Origin of the sequence: Aquimarina atlantica (assembly GCF_000626715.1) — a bacterium.
Lineage (GTDB): Bacteria > Bacteroidota > Bacteroidia > Flavobacteriales > Flavobacteriaceae > Aquimarina > Aquimarina atlantica.
Map to the genome: position 1 here is coordinate 350,756 of NZ_AQRA01000006.1, position 20,386 is coordinate 371,141.

A 20,386-nucleotide genomic window follows, 5' to 3' on the forward strand; every position below is an offset into this window, starting at 1 on the left:
TAAAAATCACCGACTAAATTAAAAAAAATAAAATAAAGTAGGGGATTTATAGTTTTTCTGCATCTTTTAAATAGAAAAAATGAAGAATGGATAATTATTTAACAGTAATTAAAAAATACCTTGAAGGAGATATTTCGCCATCAGATAGAGAAGCATTGCAACAATGGCTAACTCAAGACCCTGAACATGAAATACTTTTTAAGCAAGAAATAAAGAATTGGTATGCGGCAAACGAAGAGCTACCAAAAGATCCCAATTATGCGTATAATCGTTTTTTACACGCTATCGATAAAAAAGAAGTTAAAGTAATTAAACCGAAATCATGGTCTGGGATAATAAAATACGCAGCAGTTATAGGAGGGATGCTTTTGGGAGGGTATTATTATACCACCCAAAGTGTTTCTAAGGTTAAAACAAGCCATGATGTTGTTGAGACTAACTCTATACCTGTAGATAAAATCAAAATTGTTCAGGCAGATGGTACCGTAACGTATACCGATTTTAATGATAAAGCAGATATTATAAATGCTAATGGTAATTTGATTGGTAAAAAAGATCAGGATCAATTTATTGTTCAGCCCGAGAGCGAGGTAACCGAAACCAGGTATCTTGAAATCTCTATCCCCAAAGGAAAATTGTTTCAACTCACATTATCCGACGGAACCAAAGTATGGTTAAATGCAGCTAGTAGTCTAAAATTTCCACAACATTTTACACCTACAAAAGAAAACAGAATGGTATATCTAAAAGGAGAAGCTTTTTTTGATGTTACCAAAAATAAAGCACAACCGTTTATCGTAAAAACAGAAACTGTAGATGTCGAAGTTTTAGGAACCCAGTTTAATGTATCGTCTTATGCCGAAGATGCTACGGTAAAAACAACCCTGGTAGAAGGAGCTGTGGTTGTTAATGTTCAAAATGAGAATACAAACTCATTACAGCTTATACCTAACGATCAGGCAATTTTTAGTAAGGATAAAAAAGCTATGCATAAACAAAAGGTAAATACATCATTATATACTTCCTGGATGGATAAAAAGATTATACTGCAAAACGAATCTTTTATAGATGCATTTAAAAGGATAGAGCGTAGCTATGATGTCACGATAACAAGTCATAACAAAAGATTAAACAATACACGTTTTACAGGAGAATTTGATGTAGAAAATATCGAAGAAATCCTGAAAACATTTTCAGAAACTTTAAAATTTACATATGAAATAAAAGGTAAGGATATTACAATCAATCCGTAAAAAAAAGGAAGTGCTGCTACACTTCCCTTACTGATTCGATTATTATTTAACTGAGTACTTAACAATCAAACTTTTCAAAAATATGAAAAAAAAGGGTAATCGTACGCTATTTTCACACCTAGCGTGCCAATCAATTGTATTAAAAATGAAACTCACACTAGTTCTGTTTAGTTTTTCCATCTTTCAGATGATGGCAACTTCTGGCTTTTCACAAGGCAAAATAGAACTTGATTTCGAAGAAACACCATTATTAGAGGTTCTCGAAGAAATTAAAAGTCAAACATCATATAAGTTTTTTTACATTAATGATGAGGTAAATTTAAATCAAAAGACCACAATTCAGGTCAATAAAGAAACTTTGGGTAAAGTTCTGGAGCTTTTGTTTGATAATACAGATATCTCATATTCTATTATCGGAAAACAAGTAATACTGAAAAAAGCTCATGTGCTTAATGAGCAGATAAAGTTACAACGCGAAATTAGAGGAAATGTCAAAGATGCTAATGGTAATCCATTACCAGGAGCAAATGTATTGGTAAAAGGAACCACAATCGGAGCCCAAACAGATTTTGACGGTAATTTTGCAATTAATGTATCTGGAGAAAACAATACTTTGATTGTTTCTTACATTGGTTTTGAAACTACAGAGGTAGATGTAACAGCTAAAGATTTTATAGAGATCGTATTAAAAGATGCAGCTGCACAATTAGATGATGTAATTCTTGTAGGATCCAGAAATCCTAGTCGTACCGCTATAGAGACTGCTGTGCCAATCGATGTTATTGATATCACTCAGGTGGCTACCCAGGGACCGCAAACGACGATTAATGAAATTTTAAATTATGCAGCTCCTTCATTTACATCCCAAGCCCAAACTGTTTCTGATGGGACAGATCATATCGATCCGGCTTCTCTTCGTGGTTTAGGACCCGACCAGGTTTTGGTATTAATTAATGGGAAAAGAAGACATAATACTTCATTGGTAAATGTAAATGGTACCGTTGGAGCGGGTAGTGTAGGTACAGATATGAATGCAATCCCTACCGCTGCTATTCAAAGAATCGAAGTTTTGCGAGATGGAGCTGCAGCTCAATATGGTTCTGATGCGATTGCTGGTGTGATTAATATTGTACTGAAAAAAGCAACTGGAAAATTAGATGTAACTCTTACCACCGGAGCTAATTTTAGTGAAAACTCTAACCAGTTTGATGGAGGTAGTGATGGAGAGAAAGTAAAACTGGAAGCAAATTACGGATTGGCATTAGGAGAAAACGGAGGATTTATCAATTTTACTGGATCACTTTCTACCAGAGAACCAGCATTACGTAATCGTGATTATCAAGGAGATATTTTTAAAGGATTTCATGGCGCAGAACGCGTCTTTGCAGCAGGAGGAGGAAATGTAGCAGAAATGACACTTGCAGATTATCAAACTGCTGCTCAGGGAATCTCATACCTGGATCAGAGTGTTAAAGATCAGATTGCCGCTTTAGATGTAAATAACCCAGCAGATGTAGATACTTTCAGAGAACTATTAGATGTCGATGTCGATGAAGCAGAATTGACAGCTCGTGGATTAACGCGTTCAGATTTTAGATTTAAAGTAGGTACAGCTAAATTAAGAGAGGGTAAATTCTTTGCCAATATGTCTATTCCTCTAAGTGATGATGCCGAAATTTATAGTTTTGGTGGGATTAGCTACCGACAAGGATTGGCATCTGGATTTTACAGAAGACCGGCACAAGGAGACGGTAGAGCTAATACTCCAGCATTTCCGAATGGATTTTTACCCAATATAGGAACAGATATTGTAGACAAATCTATCGCCTTGGGAATTAAAGGGAAAATTAAAGATTGGAGTGTAGATTTCTCGAATACATATGGGATCAATACTTTTGATATCACTGTTGGTAATTCTAGTAATGGAACCTTGGGTGTTGCAACACCCAGAACCTTTGATGCAGGAGCATTAAGTTTTATGCAGAATACAACTAATCTGGATATTACTAAGTTTCATGAAGATATTTTTGAAGGATTTAATGTGGCAATGGGAGCAGAGTATAAAGTAGAAAACTACTCGATTACCGCAGGAGAAGAAGCTTCATATACAAGCTATGATATTAACGGAAACCCCGTAACCAGTACTACTCCCGATGATCAATTAGTTCGAAATAATTTCACGGGAGCTGTACTTGGTGGAGGCTCACAAGTGTTTAGAGGATATGACCCAAACAACGAAACCGATAAATATAGAAATAGTATTGCCGGCTATATTGATCTCGAAGTCGATTTTACAAAGCAATGGCTAGTTAGCTTAGCAGGGAGATATGAGAATTACTCTGATTTTGGAGATACATTTAACTATAAACTAGCTACCCGATACAAGATTTCTGATAATTTTTCGGTTCGTGGAGCTAATAGTACAGGGTTTAGAGCACCGTCGTTACATCAGCAATTTTTTAGTAGAACCAGTACAGTATTTGTAGATAATCAACCTTTTGAACAAGGTACATTTACCAATGATAGTAGGGCAGCTGCTTTAATTGGGATTGCAAAATTGAAAGAAGAAACCTCTGATAGTTATAGTATTGGACTTACGGCAAAAATCCAGAATTTTACCATTACTGCAGATGCCTATCTAATTAATATAGATGATAGAATTGTATATAGCGGTAGTTTTGGAAATGGAGGAGATGCAGAGCTTACCCAGATATTTGAAGATGCAGGAGCTACAAGTGCACGTTTCTTTGTGAATGCAATTGATACCAAATCTCAAGGTATAGATGTTGTAATTTCTCATAAAGCTACTTTTGGCGAAAATACAACGCTGAAAAGTGATCTATCGGGAACCTTTGCAGAAACCGAAGTAGAAGAGATTAGAGTCCCTGCTAGAATCGCTAATGCGGGTCAGGGAGGAAACTTCTTTGATGCACAGGAAGAAGCTTTTTTAACCTTGGCGCAGCCCAGAACAAAGGTGAGCCTTACCAATGCACTATCTATCGGAAGATATAATGTGTTATTGAGAAACGTATTCTTTGGAGAAGTAACAGATCCAGATGACTTTAACGGAGACCCAAGAGTTGAAGGAACCGTGGTTAGTGATGATGCTGTTTATGGAGGAAAAGTTGTAACCGATCTTTCTGTTTCTGCAAAGATTTTTGAAAACCTTAATATCACCATAGGAGCCAATAATTTATTAGATGTGTATCCCGATGAAAATAGAGCAGGAGGAACTGCTGGGGATCAGTTTGTATATTCTCGAAGAACATCGCAATTTGGATATTCAGGAAGGTTCTTATTTGCAAGAATTAATTTTAGCCTATAGTTGAGTTTGTATTATTAGTTTAGTACAACAATAGACAGGGATACACGTATCCCTGTCTATCTTTTAAGCAATCTGGTATATTGATGTCTTATTTTTTAAAGTAATCCATAGGGTTTACTCTTTCTTTGTTTAACCGTACTTCATAATGAAGATGGTACCCTGTTGATTTACCAGTACTTCCTACATACCCGATAATCTGACCTTTTTTAACGTTTTCACCATTTTTAATGTTGAAACCTTGTAAGTGAGCATACCAGGTTTCATAACCATCTGCATGAGATATCACTATTAAATTACCCCAATCATCTTCTGATGAGATATTTACAATCGTGCCATCTGCTGTTGCTAAAACAGGAACACCTTCTTTTGCTCTAATGTCAATACCACCGTGAACTATTTTTTTCTTATCAATAGGATGTGTAAAACTTTTGCCAAAAGATGCAGTGATATCTTTAGTAGAACCATTTTTTACAGGAAAAATAGAAGGAGGGTCTTTTTTGTTTACTTCTGTATGTATAGACGGTATATTAGTATAATCAAATTTGTCTTCTAATTCGTGCGTAGGTTTTGTGAAAGCCATTAGAAGAAAAAGAAGAACAGGAATTAATACTGCATATCGTATAATGTTTGTTTTAGTAGAATGGTTTTTTGTGATCATGTCTATTCGTTTTTTAATAATTGATTGATTGAAATAACTATATAATTTGATAGATTGCTTTGCAGTTATGTTTTTAAATAAGAGTTCTAGATAATATGATTTTTTAATTTGTGTATTGATTACAGCCCGATCTGCCTGAAATTCGTGAACAGCTATAATTGATTTTTTGAAAAAATATACAAAAGGATTAAACCAGTATAAAGCGATATAAATTTCAGTAAAAATTAAATCTATTGTATGTAGAGATTTACTATGAATTTTTTCATGATCAATGATGGGTTGTTCATAATCATTTATTTTGCCCATTGGAATAAAGATCCAATTAAAAAAAGAAAATATTGAGGGGATATCTGCAATGACAAAATGATAACCTTCTTTGGTATAAGTTTTTGATTTTCTCTTTATAGTATATAATTGTACTATAGGCACCAACAATCGAATAATATATATAATAAAACCAATACAGTATAATATCGATATATAATCAATAATATTCCTGTTGCTCTCGGGAGTTATCATCTTGTCTTTTTGGTTCGTTACGGTTAGATGACCAATTGATATAAATTCATCAAAACCAGAGATGTTAATAGGATCTTTTCTAAAAGGTAGCTCTACTTCGTTTAACACAGGAAGAATCAAGGAAAGAGGTAATAAAATTAATAGTATAACCCTATTGATTTTATGAAAAGTTAGTTTCCGTAAAAATAAATAAAATACAATGTATAAAACCGAAAAACAAAAGCTTACTTCTAATAAGTATATTAAGTAATTATTCATTTTCTTTTTTTAGTTTGTCTATTTTTTCTTCAATTAATGACTTCATTTTTTCCAGTTCGGATAAGTTTAAATCTTCATCATTAGCAAAATGAAGCGCAAATTTGCTTATAGAGCCACTAAAAAAGTTACCAACTACATGTTTAAAATGATTTTTAAAATATACCTCTTTCGATATCAGAGGGAAATATTCACGAACTCTGCCATATGAATTATAGTTTATAAATTTTTTTGTAACCAGAGTTCTTATAACTGTCGATATTGTTGTGTAAGCTGGTTTAGGTTCGGGAAACTCATCAACTATATCTTTTAAGAATGCTTTTTCCAGTTTCCAGAGGTATTGCATTATTTGCTCTTCTGCTTTTGTTAAATCTCTCATATAGCAAATGTAACTATAATTTTAGTAATATTACTATAAATATAGTTTTATTACTATTTTTATAGTAATAAAGCTTCGAAATCCTTGTATAACAAGAGAAAGAGCTAGGTGTTATAAGAGAATTAGAAAACTTATTACACTAGTAGTACGATAGGAATTCGTAATTCATCAGAAATCAATAGGTGTATTTTTGAAAAATATTATAATTAGAATGTACAGTTGAGTTTGTATTATAATCTATTTAAAATTGTTGAAGACTTATTTGTTCCTACTTATTTTTCTAAATCATCATTATAACTGCAAGAAGTGAAGCTGCACTAAACAATAAGCAGAGTTTTGCAAAAAAATAATCATTGATTTTTATGTTAGTTCTCATGGTTGATGGGTTTTAAGGGTTGTACAAGTGAAATGTGAAAAAACTATTTTTTATAAGCGTAACATTTTTACCTATGAATAGCATGACTACAGGCTCCGGGAAGGCTTGATAAAAAATTAAGAATTACTTTGATGTTAAGTCTGATTTTGGTTTTAAAAGGATTCATAATATATTTTTTTAGTGTTGAATAGATATTAATTAAATCATAACATTATGAATCAAAGGTAATTAGAGTTGTTGTCTTTACAAATACGTGGAAATACGTAATTTTATTTTAAAGCATATAAACCAAAGAAAAAGGTTTTTTATGATCGGGTATTTTAAATAGATAGAAAGAAACTTTTGTTGAGCTTAAAAGAATGTTATTATTTAAGAAAGGAAAAAGTAGTGTGAATTTGTTATTCTTAAGGATACCTTATTCTAGTATATATATTGTGCCCAGAGCGGGAGTCGAACCCGCACGCCCTAATGGACACATGGCCCTCAACCATGCCTGTCTACCAGTTCCAGCACCTGGGCAGTATGAATACTACAATATAACATAAAACTAAAAAAGTATCGTAAAAATTACGATACTTTTTAGTGACCGGGCTGGGGCTCGAACCCAGGACCCTCTCCTTAAAAGGGAGATGCTCTACCAACTGAGCTACCCGGTCATTGATAATTTTATTATCAGATATTTTAAAGAACTAATTAAATAATAATTTACTATTATTTATTTGTGACCGGGCTGGGGCTCGAACCCAGGACCCTCTCCTTAAAAGGGAGATGCTCTACCAACTGAGCTACCCGGTCATACATTCTTTTTCCTTGAATGCGGGTGCAAATATACTATCATTAATTTATTTTTCAAGAAGAAATTCATATAAATTTGCGTTTTGTTTAAAATGATGTTTTTTTTGAGCAATATCTATTTAATTTTTACGGTATGAATATAGTTTTAATGGGGTATATGGGGAGCGGAAAATCCCTGGTAGGCAGAGACTTGGCTGCTAAAATAAAATTGAATTATCTGGATTTGGATGATTTTATAGAAAATCAAGAAAAAAAATCAATTAGAAAGATTTTTGACGATAAAGGCGAAATATATTTTAGAAAAAAAGAATCTTTATACCTTAAAGAAGTATTAGAGACTTATAAAAACACCATTATTTCTCTTGGGGGAGGTACACCTTGTTTTGCAGGTAATCTGCAAACTATAGCAAATAATGAAAATGCAAAAAGTATATATTTGCAAACCTCATTAGACGAATTAACAAAAAGGTTATTTGCAGAACGAGACAAACGACCATTGATTTCTCATATTACCACATCAGACGAACTTAAGGACTTTGTTCGTAAACATTTGTTCGAGCGATCGTTTTATTATAATCAAGCAGATTATAAAGTAATCACTGATCAAAAAAGTGAAGATCAAATAAGTAAAGAAATTAAAGCCTTTTTATTTTAGAATAGCAAGATCCTCATCTCCAAACTTAACAATGATATGCTCATGTAAAGAAGTCGATAGAGAAATTCCTTTAAAATCAGCTTTAATTGGGTATTTCTTATGGTTTCGATTAACCAAAACAGCAGTCTTAAACCTGGTAAGAGGAACATCAAGAAAATGTTTTACACCATAAATAAGAGCAGTACCCGAATTAAGTACATCATCTGCAAGAATTATTGGCTTATTTTGATACTCAGTTGCTTCTATCGAAGTTTTAACAGTATTGTGAGGGGATTTTTTATTCATGGTTACCTCACATAGTGTCACTTTTAAGTCAGAGATGCTTTCTAGTATAACTTTTAACCGTTGAGCAAATATATATCCGTTTTCTGCTATCCCAGCAATTACAATCTCTTTTTCATCAACATTAGTTTCATAAATCTGATAAGCAATACGTTTTATTTTGTGCTGTATTTGTTCGTGAGTAAGAATTATATTGTTATCGGTTTGCATACTTCAGAATTATTGATTGCTATTTATAATGGTATAAATAAACTATTACTAATGATTGTTTTAATTATAAATAGAGTTTTATAAAAATTTATAAAGGATTTTCAAATATAAAAAAGAGTTCGTTACCCATACGCGGTTCTATAGAATTATAACAATTTTCTAATGTTTTTATCATAAAAGATTGAGAAAACAGGAGTTCATACTCTTCTTTACTCCCTCCGAAGGGAGGACCATCATGTTCAAATTCTTTATTAAATAAGAGTCCTACAAGTTTTCCTTTTTTAGAAAGAAGGTTTGAGACCTTGTTAATATAGTCTCGGCGTCGTTCTGGCGGTAATGCGCAAAAAAAAGTTTGTTCTATAATCAAATCAAATTTGTTCTGATAACTAAAAAAATCATCACATATTAATTTTTCTGAAGGAAACTCGGGTAATCGTCGTTTAAAATTTTGTAATACATCTTCTACCAAATCTAATATATATATGTTTTTAAATCCTTGATTAAATAAGTATTCTGCTTCGTAGGCATTGCCACAGCCCGGAATAAGGATTTTAAGATCACGATCTGTTAACTGATCAAAATAATTGATGATAGGAGGAGATGCATAACCAATATCCCATCCTGTTTGCTTATTTTGATAACGATATTTCCAGTATTCTTTGTCAGGGATCATTCTTCACTATCGTTTGTTTCGCTATCAGAATACCAATCATCGATATCCCTTCGGTCTTTTTTGGTAGGCCTTCCGGTACCTTTTTTCCGGTAATAATCTTTAGAATATTTTAAAAGATCTAATTTTTGCAACGCTTCCTTTGGAGTGGTGTCTTTACGATAGATGTCGACGAGTTTAGCTCCAATTCGACTATCGGGTGTATCGAGTACCACAAGTTCATAATTAATTTGATTTTTACGAACAGTGATTTTATCCATAGGATAGACATCTCTAGAAGGTTTGATGATATCTCCGTTAACACGAATTTTACCATCTTTACACGCTTTTGTAGCAATACTTCGAGTTTTAAAGTATCGAATACACCATAAATATTTGTCAACTCGCATAAAAAATAATTAAAATGCGTTTTTATATTAAATAATTGTGAAACAAAAGTACAAGAAAATCGTATCTTGCGCCTTCAAAAAAGTAAATACATGAATGTAATAAAATATAGCTGTGCCATTGTGCTGGCTTTGGTGGTTTTATATGCTTGTAAAAAAGACGATGATGATGGTGGTGCAACTGCCGTTCCTCCAAGAGATAGAGGAGAACAACAAATAACCGATGATGCAGCGCTTCAGGACTATTTAAGAACACATTTTTATACGCTAGAAGATGTGTTTGTAAATAATGATGCTATTGCAGAATATCAAATTGCAAAGTTAGATACAATAGCAGATGCTAATATAGGAGAACAATCAATTTTAGATTCCCCTCTTTTAATAACTAAAAAAATTACGAGGAACGATGTTGAATACACATTATACATCCTAAATTTAAATCAAGGAGGAGGTGCACACCAACCTACTTTTGCAGATTCTACTCTAGTGACGTACCAGGGGGAATTACTGTATAAGCCAAAGAGTTCTAATAAAATATTTGATAGTGCTGTAAATCCTGTGTGGTTTGATTTAGTATCTGTTGTAGAAGGTTTTAGAGAGTCCTTGGTAGATTTTAAAGGAGCCTCAAGCTTTGTTGAGAATAGCGATGGTACGGTTACGCATACAGGTCAAGGAAATTTGGTTGTGTTTATGCCTTCTGGTTTGGCTTATTTTAATGAAGCTCGCCCAAGTATCCCAGCATATTCTCCTTTAATTTTTAATATTCAATTGTATAAAGTGAACCAGGCTGATCATGATAGAGATGGTTTGCCATCTTATTTAGAGGATATAGATGGTGATCGTTTGGTATTAGACGTAAATGATGATACCGATCAAGATGGTACACCAGATTATATAGATAATGATGATGATAGAGATGGTACATTAACCAAAGATGAGATAACTATTAATGATAGTAATAATGATGGATTTATTACTCCGGATGAAATTACATTTTATGATGATGATGGTGATGGCATAAAAAATCATCTGGATGCCGATGATAGGGATTTAAAAAACGAATAAAAAAAAACTCCGATTGAAAAATCGGAGTTTTTTTTATCCTTATAAGTCCAGAGAAAGACCGATTATGAGTTGATTTGGTCTAGAGTCTACTCGTATACTCTCGTCTATTGATTTTGCAGTGTTTTTACTAAGCCCACGTTCATAACGTATATCTGCATTAAATCTACCAAATTGTACACCTGCTCCAAATTGTAACCCAACGGTAAACTCATTTTTAACATCGCCAAGTCGTACATCCTCTAGGTCTGTTTCTACAATATACTGTAATGCCGGACCTCCAAAAACATGTATTGGTCCCAAAACAGAAATCCCTAAAAGAATAGGTAAATCTAATTTTTTTATCGTGTAATCGAGTTCGCTATTAGCAAGCTTATAGGAACTATTGTTCACAGTGTATTGTAATTCTGGTTTGAGATAAATATTATCAGTTAGTTTTCCTCTTAAAAACACTCCTAAGTGATATCCAACACGATCATCTGCTGTTGTTCTTGTAACATCGGTAATTTCAATTTTACCATTATCCCCATAATTAAGTCCTGCTTTTACTCCAAAAGTTACCCTTTTTTCCTGGGCAAGTATGGTACAAGAAGTAAATAGCATAAAAAAAATAAACACATTTTTCATTATAAAATAATTTTTGCTTCAACCAGGATTATCGAATAGAGTTTCATTACGAAGATTGAAAAAGCAATAGAACCTGATATTTTTTAGTTTTTACTAAAAAAATATAGCATTACGTCATCAGGATTTGAAAGCTACTTCAAACTATAATAGATGATCTATTATGTAATCCAGATTTAAAGATTAATAAATAATTTGAGTGATTTTGGTATAAAGGCTAGTCTATCAAGAACGAATGTCTTTGTGTTTTATTTTTTGTAGAAACAAAAAACCTTCTGAAATAAATCAGAAGGTTTTCTTAATATTTTAAAAAGATGATTATTTTCTTTTTACAACTTTTAATACGGCTTTACTTATAGCTTCTGCATTTAAACCATATTTTTCCATTAACTGATCTGGTGTTCCACTTTCTCCAAAAGTATCATTTGTTGCAATAAATTCTTGAGGAACAGGATTGTGTTGAGTTAAAACTCTTGAAACACTTTCTCCTAAGCCTCCTAAAAAGTTATGCTCTTCTGCAGTAACAATACATCCTGTTTTCTTTACCGAATTTAGAATTGCTTCATCATCAAGTGGTTTTATAGTATGTATATTAATTACTTCTGCACTTATCCCTTGTTCATGTAAAGATTCTGCTGCTTGTAAAGCTTCCCATACCAAATGACCAGTAGCTACTATAGTAACATCAGTTCCTTCTTGTAATAATACTGCTTTTCCGATTTCGAAGTTTTGATCTTCGGGAGTGAAATTGGCAACTTTTGGTCTTCCAAATCTTAAATAAACTGGGCCTTGATACTCTGCTATAGCTATGGTAGCAGCTTTAGTCTGATTGTAATCACATGTGTTAATTACTGTCATTCCTGGTAGCATTTTCATAAGACCAATATCTTCCAGGATTTGGTGTGTTGCTCCATCTTCTCCTAACGTTAAACCAGCATGCGAAGCACAAATTTTCACATTTTTATCACTATATGCTATAGATTGACGAATTTGATCATAAACACGTCCTGTAGAGAAATTAGCAAACGTTCCTGTAAAAGGGATTTTACCACCTATAGTTAATCCTGCAGCGATTCCCATCATATTTGCTTCAGCAATACCAATCTGGAAAAAACGCTCTGGATGATTTGCAATAAAAGCATCCATTTTTAAAGAACCGATCAAATCAGCACATAATGCCACTACATTTTCATTAGTCTTACCTAATTCTTCTAAACCGGCTCCAAAACCAGAACGAGTATCTTTTTTTCCTGTGTCTATATATTTTTTCATTCTGTTATTTTATAACTAAAGTTAATATCTAAAGTTTTGGGATTACTATTTGTTTTTATTGCCTTGAGTATAGTTTTGTTTTTACTGGCAAGATATAATATAACCCCATTTATTTTTGGTATTTTAATATCTTCTGATGTATTAGAACCCGACATCATTTTGTAAATTGAATTCAAAAGTATAGAATTGTTAAATTTCATCTCTTTAGAATAAGCAATTTTTATTTTTTCTTCAGGCTCACTATCAGGATATAATTGGTGAATGTTGTAATCTTTATTTTCAATTAGAATGTTGTCTTCTGTTTTTTCAAAAATAAACTTTGTTATCCCGTCAAATGGAGATTTGTCTTTTGCAGAAGGAATAAAATCATTAACATTCATTTTCATAAAGAATTCATTTTTATCAAAAGTCATTAGAAAATAGACAAACTGTTTTTTGATATCAAAAACAATATGCATTTCAGAATTTTTAAAACTGGTATTTCGTCTTTTAAATACTGATCTTTGAAAACTTTTTACCAGGGCATCAGAATCGGTGTACAAATAATCACCATTTTTACTAAATCCTATAGTAATAGTATCTTTCTTGTTTTTAGTTTCAATTTCATAATCAACAAAATAATCAATTATTATTTTTTGACTAAAAGAAGAAACAGATGTCAATAAAAAGAATACAAAGAATACTAGTTTAGCTATTTTCATTGTATGATCTTTAATAATCTCCTAGAGTTTCAGGATTTTGTGCTAATCCAATTTCTAGTTGTTCATCATTAGGGGCTTTACCGTGCCATGCATGTGTATGCATCATAAAATCGACTCCATTACCCATTACAGTATGCATTAATATACATACAGGTTTTCCTTTACCTGTTCTACTTTTTGCTTCTTTTAAGCCTTCAATAACTGCAGAAATATTGTTACCTTCTTTAATTTCCATAACATCCCATCCAAAAGCTTCAAATTTTGCTTTTAGATCTCCTAACGGAAGAACATCATCTGTAGCACCATCTATTTGTTTACCATTATAATCGATGGTAGCAATAAGATTATCTACTTTTTTTCCTGAAGCATACATAGCAGCCTCCCAAATTTGCCCTTCCTGAAGCTCTCCATCACCATGAAGACTGTATACCAGGTGAGAATCATTATTTAACTTTTTTGCTTGTGCAGCACCCAGGGCTACAGACATCCCTTGTCCCAATGATCCAGAAGCAATACGAATACCAGGAAGCCCTTCATGAGTTGTTGGATGTCCTTGCAATCTACTGTTAATTAGCCTAAACGTGTTTAGCTCTTCTACAGGGAAATACCCACTTCGAGCTAATACACTATAATAGACTGGCGAAATATGACCATTAGATAAGAAAAAGATATCTTCATCGATACCATCCATATCAAAATCGTCTTTTCGATCTAAAACTTCTTGAAACAGGGCAACAAAAAATTCTGTACAGCCCAAAGATCCTCCCGGATGACCAGAATTTACTTTGTGTACTTGTCGTAAAATATCTCTACGTACTTGTGTTGCAAAATCCTCTAATTGTTTTGTTTTTGGCATTATATTGCTGATTTCTTTGATAATAAAGCTCCAAAAGTACAGGTTTTGTATACGGTGACAAAATGTATAGACTGCTTTTAATTAAGAAACTAATGTTAATAACAAAAAGTTTTAGAAAACCTAAATTGAGCAATGTGATTTTAGTTAGTTATCTTTGCGCTCCACCAAACAGGAATTATGCAATTTGACCTTTTATCCAAAGACTCTCTAAGTAAAGCGAGAGCAGGAAAAATAAGTACAGATCACGGTGTTATAGAAACTCCGATTTTTATGCCGGTAGGAACAGTCGCTACCGTAAAAGGAGTACATCAAAGAGAATTAAAAAATGATATTAATCCCGATATTATTTTAGGAAATACCTACCATTTATATCTAAGACCTCAAACTCCTATTTTAGAAAAAGCCGGAGGGTTACATAAATTTATGAACTGGGACCGAAATATCCTTACAGATAGTGGAGGTTACCAGGTGTATTCTTTATCTGCTAATCGTAAAATAAAAGAAGAAGGAGTAAAGTTTAAATCTCATATCGATGGATCGTATCATATTTTTACGCCAGAGAATGTGATGGAAATCCAACGAACGATTGGAGCCGATATCATAATGGCATTTGATGAGTGTACACCTTACCCATGTGATTATCGATATGCAAAAAGAAGTATGCATATGACTCACAGGTGGTTAGATCGTTGTATGCAACATTTAGAAAAAATTCCGGTTAAATATGGATATGACCAGGCTTTTTTTCCAATAGTACAAGGAAGTACGTATAAGGATCTTAGAAAGCAATCGGCAGAATATATTGCCAATGCCGGAGCTGTTGGTAATGCAATTGGAGGATTGTCTGTAGGAGAACCGGCAGAAGAAATGTATGCAATGACAGAAGTAGTAACCGATATTTTGCCAGAAGATAAACCCAGATATTTAATGGGAGTAGGAACACCTATTAATATCTTAGAAAATATAGCTCTTGGTGTAGATATGTTTGATTGTGTAATGCCTACACGTAATGCACGTAACGGGATGTTGTTTACAGCGCATGGGACTATTAATATAAAAAATAAGAAATGGGAAGATGATTTTTCGGCAATAGATGAAATGGGTATCACTTTTGTAGATACAGAGTATTCTAAAGCGTATTTAAGACATCTTTTTTCGGTAAATGAGTTATTGGGAAAACAAATAGCAACCATACATAATTTAGGTTTTTATTTGTGGTTGGTTCGCGAAGCTAGAAAGCATATCTTAGCTGGTGATTTTAATTCCTGGAAAAATATGATGGTTAAACAAATGGATAAAAGATTATAGATTGAAAATACTAGACTGGTACATACTTAAAAGATATCTGGGGACATTTTTTACAATGATTCTGCTTTTTATCCCTATAGGAATAATAGTAGACCTTTCAGAAAAAATTGATAATATGTTAGAGCATCAGGTTCCTCTTGATGCTGTTATAGGGTATTACCTCGATTTTACCGTTTATTTTGCCAATTTGTTATTTCCTCTTTTTGTATTCTTATCTGTAATTTGGTTTACTTCTAAGCTTGCTAATAAAACAGAAATTATAGCTTTTTTAAGCTCTGGAGTTTCATTTTGGAGATTTCTTAGGCCCTATATGATCGGTGCGATTATTATTTGTTTGGGTGCATTAGCTATGGGGCTGTTTTTGGCTCCAAAAGCCAGTCAGGGGTTTAATGAATTTAAATACTCTTATCTTAAAAAAGGGAAAAAAGTACAGGAAACTAAAAACGTATATCGACAACTTAATGATAGTATGTTTTTATATGCAAATAACTTTAAACCTCTAGAAAAATCTGCTACTAATTTTACAATAGAATATTTTGACGGTAATAGATTAAAGATAAAAATATCAGCAAGAAGAATTGTTTTTAAAGATAGTATTTATGAATTGAGAGATTATGTAAAACGAACTGTATTAGAAAATAAAGATATTATTGAAAAAGCTAAAACTAAGGATACTGTCTTGCCGTTTAATATAGATGAATTTACACCGGTTACCTATGTGGCAGAAACTCTTAATTATACAGAGTTAAGTAAGTTTATCGAAAAAGAAAGTAAGAGAGGGTCATCAGATATCAATAGATATAAAGTTGTAGCTTATAAAAGGTGGAGTATACCAGTATCTGCATTTATTCTTACCATTATTGGTGTAGCCGTTTCTTCTATGAAAAGAAGAGGAGGGATGGGAGTTAATCTGGCTGTTGGTATCTCATTAGCATTTGTTTTTATCTTTTTTGATAAAGTATTAGGTACATTAGCTAATCAATCTGATTTTCCACCAATCGTTGCTGTATGGTTTCCTAATATATCTTTTGGAATCTTAGCTATTTATCTTTTATATAATGCCAAACGCTAAACTTTTTAATTACCTGCATTTACATTTTATAGTGTTTATATGGGGGTTTACGGCTATTCTTGGAGAATTAATATCTATCGAAGCATTACCATTAGTATGGTATAGAATGCTTCTGGCTTCGATGTTTATTTATGTATATATTTATTTCAAAAAATTATCATTAGCGGTTACCAGGAAATTATTTTTCACACTTTTTTTAGCAGGAATTGTCATAGCATTACACTGGATTACTTTTTTTGCAGCAATCAAAGTTTCTAATATATCTATTACCCTGTCGATGTTATCTACAGGAGCTTTCTTTACTTCAATTTTAGAGCCTATTTTTTATAAAAGAAAAGTAATATGGTATGAAATTCTTTTCGGACTTTTAGTCATTACAGGATTGTATATTATTTTTAAAGTTGAAGGAGATTACTTTACAGGTATTGTTTACGCATTGTGTTCTGCTTTTTTATCTTCGGTTTTTTCTTTAATAAATGGAAAAGTAGCACAGCAATATAACCCATCGGTGATTTCTTTTTATGAACTATTAAGTGGTGTTGGGATTGTAACCATATATTTATTAGGAGTAACAATATTTGGTACAACAACTGAAGGATTTACAGTTTCGTTTTTTCAATTATCAACCTCGGATTGGATGTTTATGTTGTTATTAGCATCGGTATGTACAGCTTATGCTTTTATAGGTTCTGTACAGGTAATGAAATATTTAACTCCGTATACAGTAATGTTAACAACCAACTTAGAACCTGTGTATGGAATACTATTAGCTTTCTTAATTTTTGGAGAAGCAGAAAAGATGAATCCCCAATTTTACTACGGTGCAGCGATTATTCTGGGCACAGTTGTATTAAACGGAATATTTAAAAATGCTAAAAAAAGAAAAAGAGAGGAAACTTTAGGTAACATTACGAAGTAAAGTTTTTATATTTGTCCGCTAACCCTAGTTAATATAAAATATATTCTTGATATGGAATATTTAGAATTTGAACTCCCCATTAAGGAACTCGAAGAACAATTTGAGAAGGCTTGCGCCATCGGTGAAGAGAGCGAAGTTGATGTTACTGATACGTGTAAGCAAATTGAAAAAAAGCTAAAAGAAACTAAAAAAGAAATATATAAAAACCTCACGCCGTGGCAACGAGTTCAGCTGTCAAGGCATCCTTCTAGACCATATACATTAGATTATATAGATGCTATATGTGGTGAATCCTTTTTGGAACTACATGGTGATCGAAATGTAAAGGATGATAAGGCCATGATCGGCGGTTTAGGAAAAATTGGAGATCAGAGCTTTATGTTTGTTGGTCAACAAAAAGGATACAATACCAAGACCCGACAATACCGTAATTTTGGAATGGCAAACCCAGAAGGGTATCGTAAAGCACTTCGTTTAATGAAAAGTGCAGAAAAATTTAATATTCCGGTGGTTACTTTTATCGATACTCCTGGTGCTTATCCTGGATTAGAAGCAGAAGAACGTGGCCAAGGAGAGGCAATTGCTCGTAATATATTAGAAATGACTCGTCTTAAAATACCAGTTATTGTAGTGATTATAGGAGAAGGAGCCAGTGGAGGAGCATTAGGAATAGGAGTAGGGAATAAAGTGTTAATGCTCGAAAACGCATGGTACTCTGTAATTTCTCCAGAAAATTGCTCTTCTATTTTATGGAGAAGTTGGGATCAGAAAGAAAAAGCTGCAGAAGCATTGAAGCTTACAGCCAAAGACAGTGTTAAACTTAAGGTGGTTGATGAAATCGTTAAAGAACCGCTTGGAGGCGCACATAGTGATCGAGAAACAACCTTTAAAACAGTACGGGATAAAATATTAGCATCTTTTGAAGAATTAAAAAACTTATCACCAGAAGAATTGGTCGAAAAGCGAATGGAAAAATATGCAAATATGGGAGTCTTTAAAGACTAATCCCTAAAGGAATCACTTACTACCTGAATCTGAAGTTGTAAGCTTCAGATTTTTTTATGCTTATTAACAATAATTTTAAGTTATTAACAGTTCATTTGTTGAAGACTAGTGGACATTCGTACCTTTGTATTTAGGTACATCTTTTTACAATTTTTTTACATTCGTAGTCATGGAAAAAGTACAGCAAGCTAAGCAAATAAATTACGATCGGGGGAACGTAATTTCGCTTGAAAAAGGGAAAATACCTCCTCAAGCACTTGATTTAGAGGAAGTTGTGCTTGGGGCAATGATGATTGATAAGAAAGGGGTCGACGAAATTATAGATATACTAAATCCCGATGTTTTTTATAAAGAAGCACATCAATACATCTTTGAAGCAATATACAAGCTATTCGAAAACTCTGAGCCAATAGACTTATTAACGGTTTCTAGCCAATTAAAAAAGGATTCGAAATTAGAATTGGCCGGGGGGGATTATTATTTGGTACAATTAACCCAAAAAGTAGCCTCCTCTGCACATATAGAGTTTCACGCCAGAATCATTCTTCAGAAATATATACAGCGAAGTTTGATTAAAATTTCGAATGAAATTATTGAAGAGTCTTACGATGAGACTACAGACGTTTTTGATCTTCTCGATATGGCAGAATCCAGATTGTATGAAGTCACACAAGGAAATATAAAACGATCTACAGAGAGTGCACAAAGTTTGGTGATACAGGCAAAGAAAAAAATACAGGAAATTTCAAACAAAGAAGGATTAAGTGGAATCCCGTCTGGCTTTGATAAGCTAGACAAATTAACTTCGGGTTGGCAGCCAAGTGATTTAATCATCGTGGCTGCCCGTCCGGGTATGGGAAAAACAGCATTAACCCTTTCTATGGCCAGAAACATGGCAGTAGGACAGAATATTCCTGTAGCATTCTTCTCTTTAGAGATGTCTTCAGTACAGCTTATTACACGTTTAATATCTTCTGAAACTGGCCTCTCTTCAGAAAAATTACGTACCGGTAAGTTAGAAAAACATGAATGGGAACAGCTTAACGTAAAAGTTAAAGATCTGGAAAAAGCACCATTGTTTATCGATGATACTCCTTCTCTTTCAATTTTTGACCTTAGAGCAAAAGCACGTCGTCTTTCATCTCAGCACGGTATACGAATGATCGTTATTGATTACTTGCAGTTAATGACAGCAGGAGGTACGGGAAAAAATGGAAATAGGGAACAAGAGATTTCTACAATTTCTCGTAACCTCAAAGCTTTGGCAAAAGAATTAAATGTACCTGTAATAGCATTATCACAGCTATCAAGAGCTGTAGAAACCCGTGGAGGAAGTAAAAGACCGTTACTTAGTGACCTTCGTGAATCTGGAGCAATAGAACAGGATGCAGATATTGTATCTTTTATTTATAGACCAGAATATTATAAGATTGATGAGTGGGATGATGAAGAAAGATCACCTACTCAAGGGCAAGGAGAATTCATAGTTGCAAAGCACCGTAACGGTGGTTTAGAAAATATTAGGTTAAAATTTATTGGTCACTTAGGTAAATTTGATAACTTAGATGATTTTAGTACTCCTTTTGAATTTCATTCTAAAATGAATGATGGTAGCGAAGATGAACCATTTAGTACAAGTCATCTTCCTAGTGCAGATGAAGCCTTTGGGAGTAGCATAAATGACTCTAGCGATGATGACGATGAAGTACCTTTCTAAAATAATAGAGATATTGAAATCTTTTTTACTACACCAAAGATGGTTTCGATCAGGTGTAGTTATGTTAATTTTTTTCTTTGCATTTCA

18 protein-coding genes and 3 tRNA genes are annotated in these 20,386 nt (G+C 33.1%); 9 read left to right on the top strand and 12 right to left on the bottom strand.

The window, feature by feature from the left end:
- The first annotated feature begins 86 nt into the window (after positions 1 to 86).
- Complete coding sequence (locus tag ATO12_RS15180) at positions 87 to 1,253, top strand: FecR family protein (protein ID WP_034243102.1); 1,167 nt, start codon at positions 87 to 89, stop codon at positions 1,251 to 1,253.
- 145 nt (positions 1,254 to 1,398) lie between these two features.
- A complete protein-coding gene (locus ATO12_RS15185; RefSeq protein ID WP_165583392.1) occupies positions 1,399 to 4,578 on the top strand; it encodes a TonB-dependent receptor in 3,180 nt (1,059 codons plus the stop codon).
- Positions 4,579 to 4,666: 88 nt separating this feature from the next.
- On the opposite strand, the gene ATO12_RS26645 is transcribed toward ATO12_RS15185, so the two are convergent.
- The 5 genes from ATO12_RS26645 to ATO12_RS15210 form a co-directional block, all read right to left on the bottom strand.
- On the bottom strand, positions 4,667 to 6,013 hold the full coding sequence (locus tag ATO12_RS26645) for a M23/M56 family metallopeptidase (protein WP_034243104.1): 1,347 nt from the start codon (positions 6,011 to 6,013) through the stop codon (positions 4,667 to 4,669).
- On the bottom strand, positions 6,006 to 6,389 hold the full coding sequence (locus ATO12_RS15195; protein WP_034243106.1) for a BlaI/MecI/CopY family transcriptional regulator: 384 nt from the start codon (positions 6,387 to 6,389) through the stop codon (positions 6,006 to 6,008). The genes ATO12_RS26645 and ATO12_RS15195 overlap by 8 nt, the downstream gene beginning before the upstream one ends.
- Positions 6,390 to 7,200: 811 nt before the next feature.
- Positions 7,201 to 7,284, bottom strand: a tRNA-Leu gene (locus ATO12_RS15200).
- Between the two features lie 64 nt (positions 7,285 to 7,348).
- A tRNA-Lys gene (locus tag ATO12_RS15205) sits at positions 7,349 to 7,421 on the bottom strand.
- A gap of 66 nt (positions 7,422 to 7,487) precedes the next feature.
- Positions 7,488 to 7,560 (bottom strand) — tRNA-Lys (locus ATO12_RS15210).
- Between the two features lie 133 nt (positions 7,561 to 7,693).
- Between ATO12_RS15210 and ATO12_RS15215 the strand changes: the two genes are divergently transcribed.
- Positions 7,694 to 8,215, top strand: a complete 522-nt coding sequence (locus tag ATO12_RS15215) for a shikimate kinase (protein ID WP_034243108.1) — start codon at positions 7,694 to 7,696, stop codon at positions 8,213 to 8,215.
- Here the strand turns inward: ATO12_RS15215 and ATO12_RS15220 are convergent.
- The 3 genes from ATO12_RS15220 to ATO12_RS15230 all read right to left on the bottom strand — a co-directional run bounded on the left by ATO12_RS15220 (position 8,207) and on the right by ATO12_RS15230 (position 9,766).
- A complete protein-coding gene (locus ATO12_RS15220) occupies positions 8,207 to 8,707 on the bottom strand; it encodes a phosphoribosyltransferase family protein (protein WP_034243110.1) in 501 nt (166 codons plus the stop codon). The two genes, ATO12_RS15215 and ATO12_RS15220, sit on opposite strands and share 9 nt — an antisense overlap.
- Positions 8,708 to 8,795: 88 nt before the next feature.
- Positions 8,796 to 9,380 (bottom strand): methyltransferase domain-containing protein, encoded by a 585-nt coding sequence (locus ATO12_RS15225; RefSeq protein ID WP_034243113.1) that lies wholly within the window; start codon positions 9,378 to 9,380, stop codon positions 8,796 to 8,798.
- On the bottom strand, positions 9,377 to 9,766 hold the full coding sequence (locus tag ATO12_RS15230) for an RNA-binding S4 domain-containing protein (RefSeq protein ID WP_034243115.1): 390 nt from the start codon (positions 9,764 to 9,766) through the stop codon (positions 9,377 to 9,379). Before ATO12_RS15230 ends, ATO12_RS15225 begins: the two co-directional genes overlap by 4 nt.
- 90 nt (positions 9,767 to 9,856) lie before the next feature.
- On the opposite strand from ATO12_RS15230, the gene ATO12_RS15235 reads away from it, so the two are divergent.
- Positions 9,857 to 10,828, top strand: a complete 972-nt coding sequence (locus ATO12_RS15235; RefSeq protein WP_034243118.1) for an FKBP-type peptidyl-prolyl cis-trans isomerase — start codon at positions 9,857 to 9,859, stop codon at positions 10,826 to 10,828.
- Between the two features lie 39 nt (positions 10,829 to 10,867).
- Here the strand turns inward: ATO12_RS15235 and ATO12_RS15240 are convergent, their stop codons facing one another.
- The 4 genes from ATO12_RS15240 to ATO12_RS15255 all read right to left on the bottom strand — a co-directional run bounded on the left by ATO12_RS15240 (position 10,868) and on the right by ATO12_RS15255 (position 14,278).
- Entirely contained in the window at positions 10,868 to 11,452 is a 585-nt protein-coding gene (locus ATO12_RS15240; RefSeq protein WP_051575861.1) for a porin family protein, read from the bottom strand.
- Between the two features lie 315 nt (positions 11,453 to 11,767).
- Entirely contained in the window at positions 11,768 to 12,721 is a 954-nt protein-coding gene (locus ATO12_RS15245) for a transketolase family protein (protein WP_034243121.1), read from the bottom strand.
- Positions 12,718 to 13,422, bottom strand: a complete 705-nt coding sequence (locus tag ATO12_RS15250) for a hypothetical protein (protein WP_034243123.1) — start codon at positions 13,420 to 13,422, stop codon at positions 12,718 to 12,720. Before ATO12_RS15250 ends, ATO12_RS15245 begins: the two co-directional genes overlap by 4 nt.
- Before the next feature lie 10 nt (positions 13,423 to 13,432).
- On the bottom strand, positions 13,433 to 14,278 hold the full coding sequence (locus ATO12_RS15255; protein ID WP_025666101.1) for a transketolase: 846 nt from the start codon (positions 14,276 to 14,278) through the stop codon (positions 13,433 to 13,435).
- Positions 14,279 to 14,455: 177 nt separating this feature from the next.
- Here ATO12_RS15255 and tgt point away from each other — a divergent pair, with 177 nt between their 5' ends.
- The 5 genes from tgt (at position 14,456) to dnaB (ending at position 20,299) form a co-directional block, all read left to right on the top strand.
- Positions 14,456 to 15,586, top strand: coding sequence for a tRNA guanosine(34) transglycosylase Tgt (tgt, locus tag ATO12_RS15260; protein WP_034243125.1), 1,131 nt, complete (start codon positions 14,456 to 14,458; stop codon positions 15,584 to 15,586).
- A 1-nt stretch (position 15,587) separates the two neighbouring features.
- Positions 15,588 to 16,658, top strand: coding sequence for an LptF/LptG family permease (locus tag ATO12_RS15265; RefSeq protein ID WP_034243128.1), 1,071 nt, complete (start codon positions 15,588 to 15,590; stop codon positions 16,656 to 16,658).
- A complete protein-coding gene (locus ATO12_RS15270; protein WP_034243135.1) occupies positions 16,645 to 17,577 on the top strand; it encodes a DMT family transporter in 933 nt (310 codons plus the stop codon). Before ATO12_RS15265 ends, ATO12_RS15270 begins: the two co-directional genes overlap by 14 nt.
- A gap of 51 nt (positions 17,578 to 17,628) precedes the next feature.
- Entirely contained in the window at positions 17,629 to 18,582 is a 954-nt protein-coding gene (locus ATO12_RS15275) for an acetyl-CoA carboxylase carboxyltransferase subunit alpha (RefSeq protein WP_034243137.1), read from the top strand.
- Between the two features lie 169 nt (positions 18,583 to 18,751).
- The gene (dnaB, locus tag ATO12_RS15280; RefSeq protein ID WP_034243139.1) at positions 18,752 to 20,299 is read left to right on the top strand and encodes a replicative DNA helicase; all 1,548 of its coding nucleotides are present in this window, start codon (positions 18,752 to 18,754) and stop codon (positions 20,297 to 20,299) included.
- The last annotated feature ends 87 nt before the right edge of the window (positions 20,300 to 20,386 follow it).

What these genes read in the sequence shown, in the direction of transcription:
- dnaB (WP_034243139.1), top strand. Translation starts at nt 18,752, where the DNA reads ATGGAAAAAGTACAGCAAGCTAAGCAAATAAATTACGATCGGGGGAAC.
- ATO12_RS15250 (WP_034243123.1), bottom strand. Translation starts at nt 13,422, where the DNA reads ATGAAAATAGCTAAACTAGTATTCTTTGTATTCTTTTTATTGACATCT.
- ATO12_RS26645 (WP_034243104.1), bottom strand. Translation starts at nt 6,013, where the DNA reads ATGAATAATTACTTAATATACTTATTAGAAGTAAGCTTTTGTTTTTCG.
- ATO12_RS15270 (WP_034243135.1), top strand. Translation starts at nt 16,645, where the DNA reads ATGCCAAACGCTAAACTTTTTAATTACCTGCATTTACATTTTATAGTG.
- ATO12_RS15275 (WP_034243137.1), top strand. Translation starts at nt 17,629, where the DNA reads ATGGAATATTTAGAATTTGAACTCCCCATTAAGGAACTCGAAGAACAA.
- ATO12_RS15195 (WP_034243106.1), bottom strand. Translation starts at nt 6,389, where the DNA reads ATGAGAGATTTAACAAAAGCAGAAGAGCAAATAATGCAATACCTCTGG.
- ATO12_RS15180 (WP_034243102.1), top strand. Translation starts at nt 87, where the DNA reads ATGGATAATTATTTAACAGTAATTAAAAAATACCTTGAAGGAGATATT.
- ATO12_RS15240 (WP_051575861.1), bottom strand. Translation starts at nt 11,452, where the DNA reads ATGAAAAATGTGTTTATTTTTTTTATGCTATTTACTTCTTGTACCATA.
- tgt (WP_034243125.1), top strand. Translation starts at nt 14,456, where the DNA reads ATGCAATTTGACCTTTTATCCAAAGACTCTCTAAGTAAAGCGAGAGCA.
- ATO12_RS15220 (WP_034243110.1), bottom strand. Translation starts at nt 8,707, where the DNA reads ATGCAAACCGATAACAATATAATTCTTACTCACGAACAAATACAGCAC.
- ATO12_RS15225 (WP_034243113.1), bottom strand. Translation starts at nt 9,380, where the DNA reads ATGATCCCTGACAAAGAATACTGGAAATATCGTTATCAAAATAAGCAA.
- ATO12_RS15235 (WP_034243118.1), top strand. Translation starts at nt 9,857, where the DNA reads ATGAATGTAATAAAATATAGCTGTGCCATTGTGCTGGCTTTGGTGGTT.
- ATO12_RS15255 (WP_025666101.1), bottom strand. Translation starts at nt 14,278, where the DNA reads ATGCCAAAAACAAAACAATTAGAGGATTTTGCAACACAAGTACGTAGA.
- ATO12_RS15245 (WP_034243121.1), bottom strand. Translation starts at nt 12,721, where the DNA reads ATGAAAAAATATATAGACACAGGAAAAAAAGATACTCGTTCTGGTTTT.
- ATO12_RS15230 (WP_034243115.1), bottom strand. Translation starts at nt 9,766, where the DNA reads ATGCGAGTTGACAAATATTTATGGTGTATTCGATACTTTAAAACTCGA.
- ATO12_RS15185 (WP_165583392.1), top strand. Translation starts at nt 1,399, where the DNA reads ATGAAACTCACACTAGTTCTGTTTAGTTTTTCCATCTTTCAGATGATG.
- ATO12_RS15215 (WP_034243108.1), top strand. Translation starts at nt 7,694, where the DNA reads ATGAATATAGTTTTAATGGGGTATATGGGGAGCGGAAAATCCCTGGTA.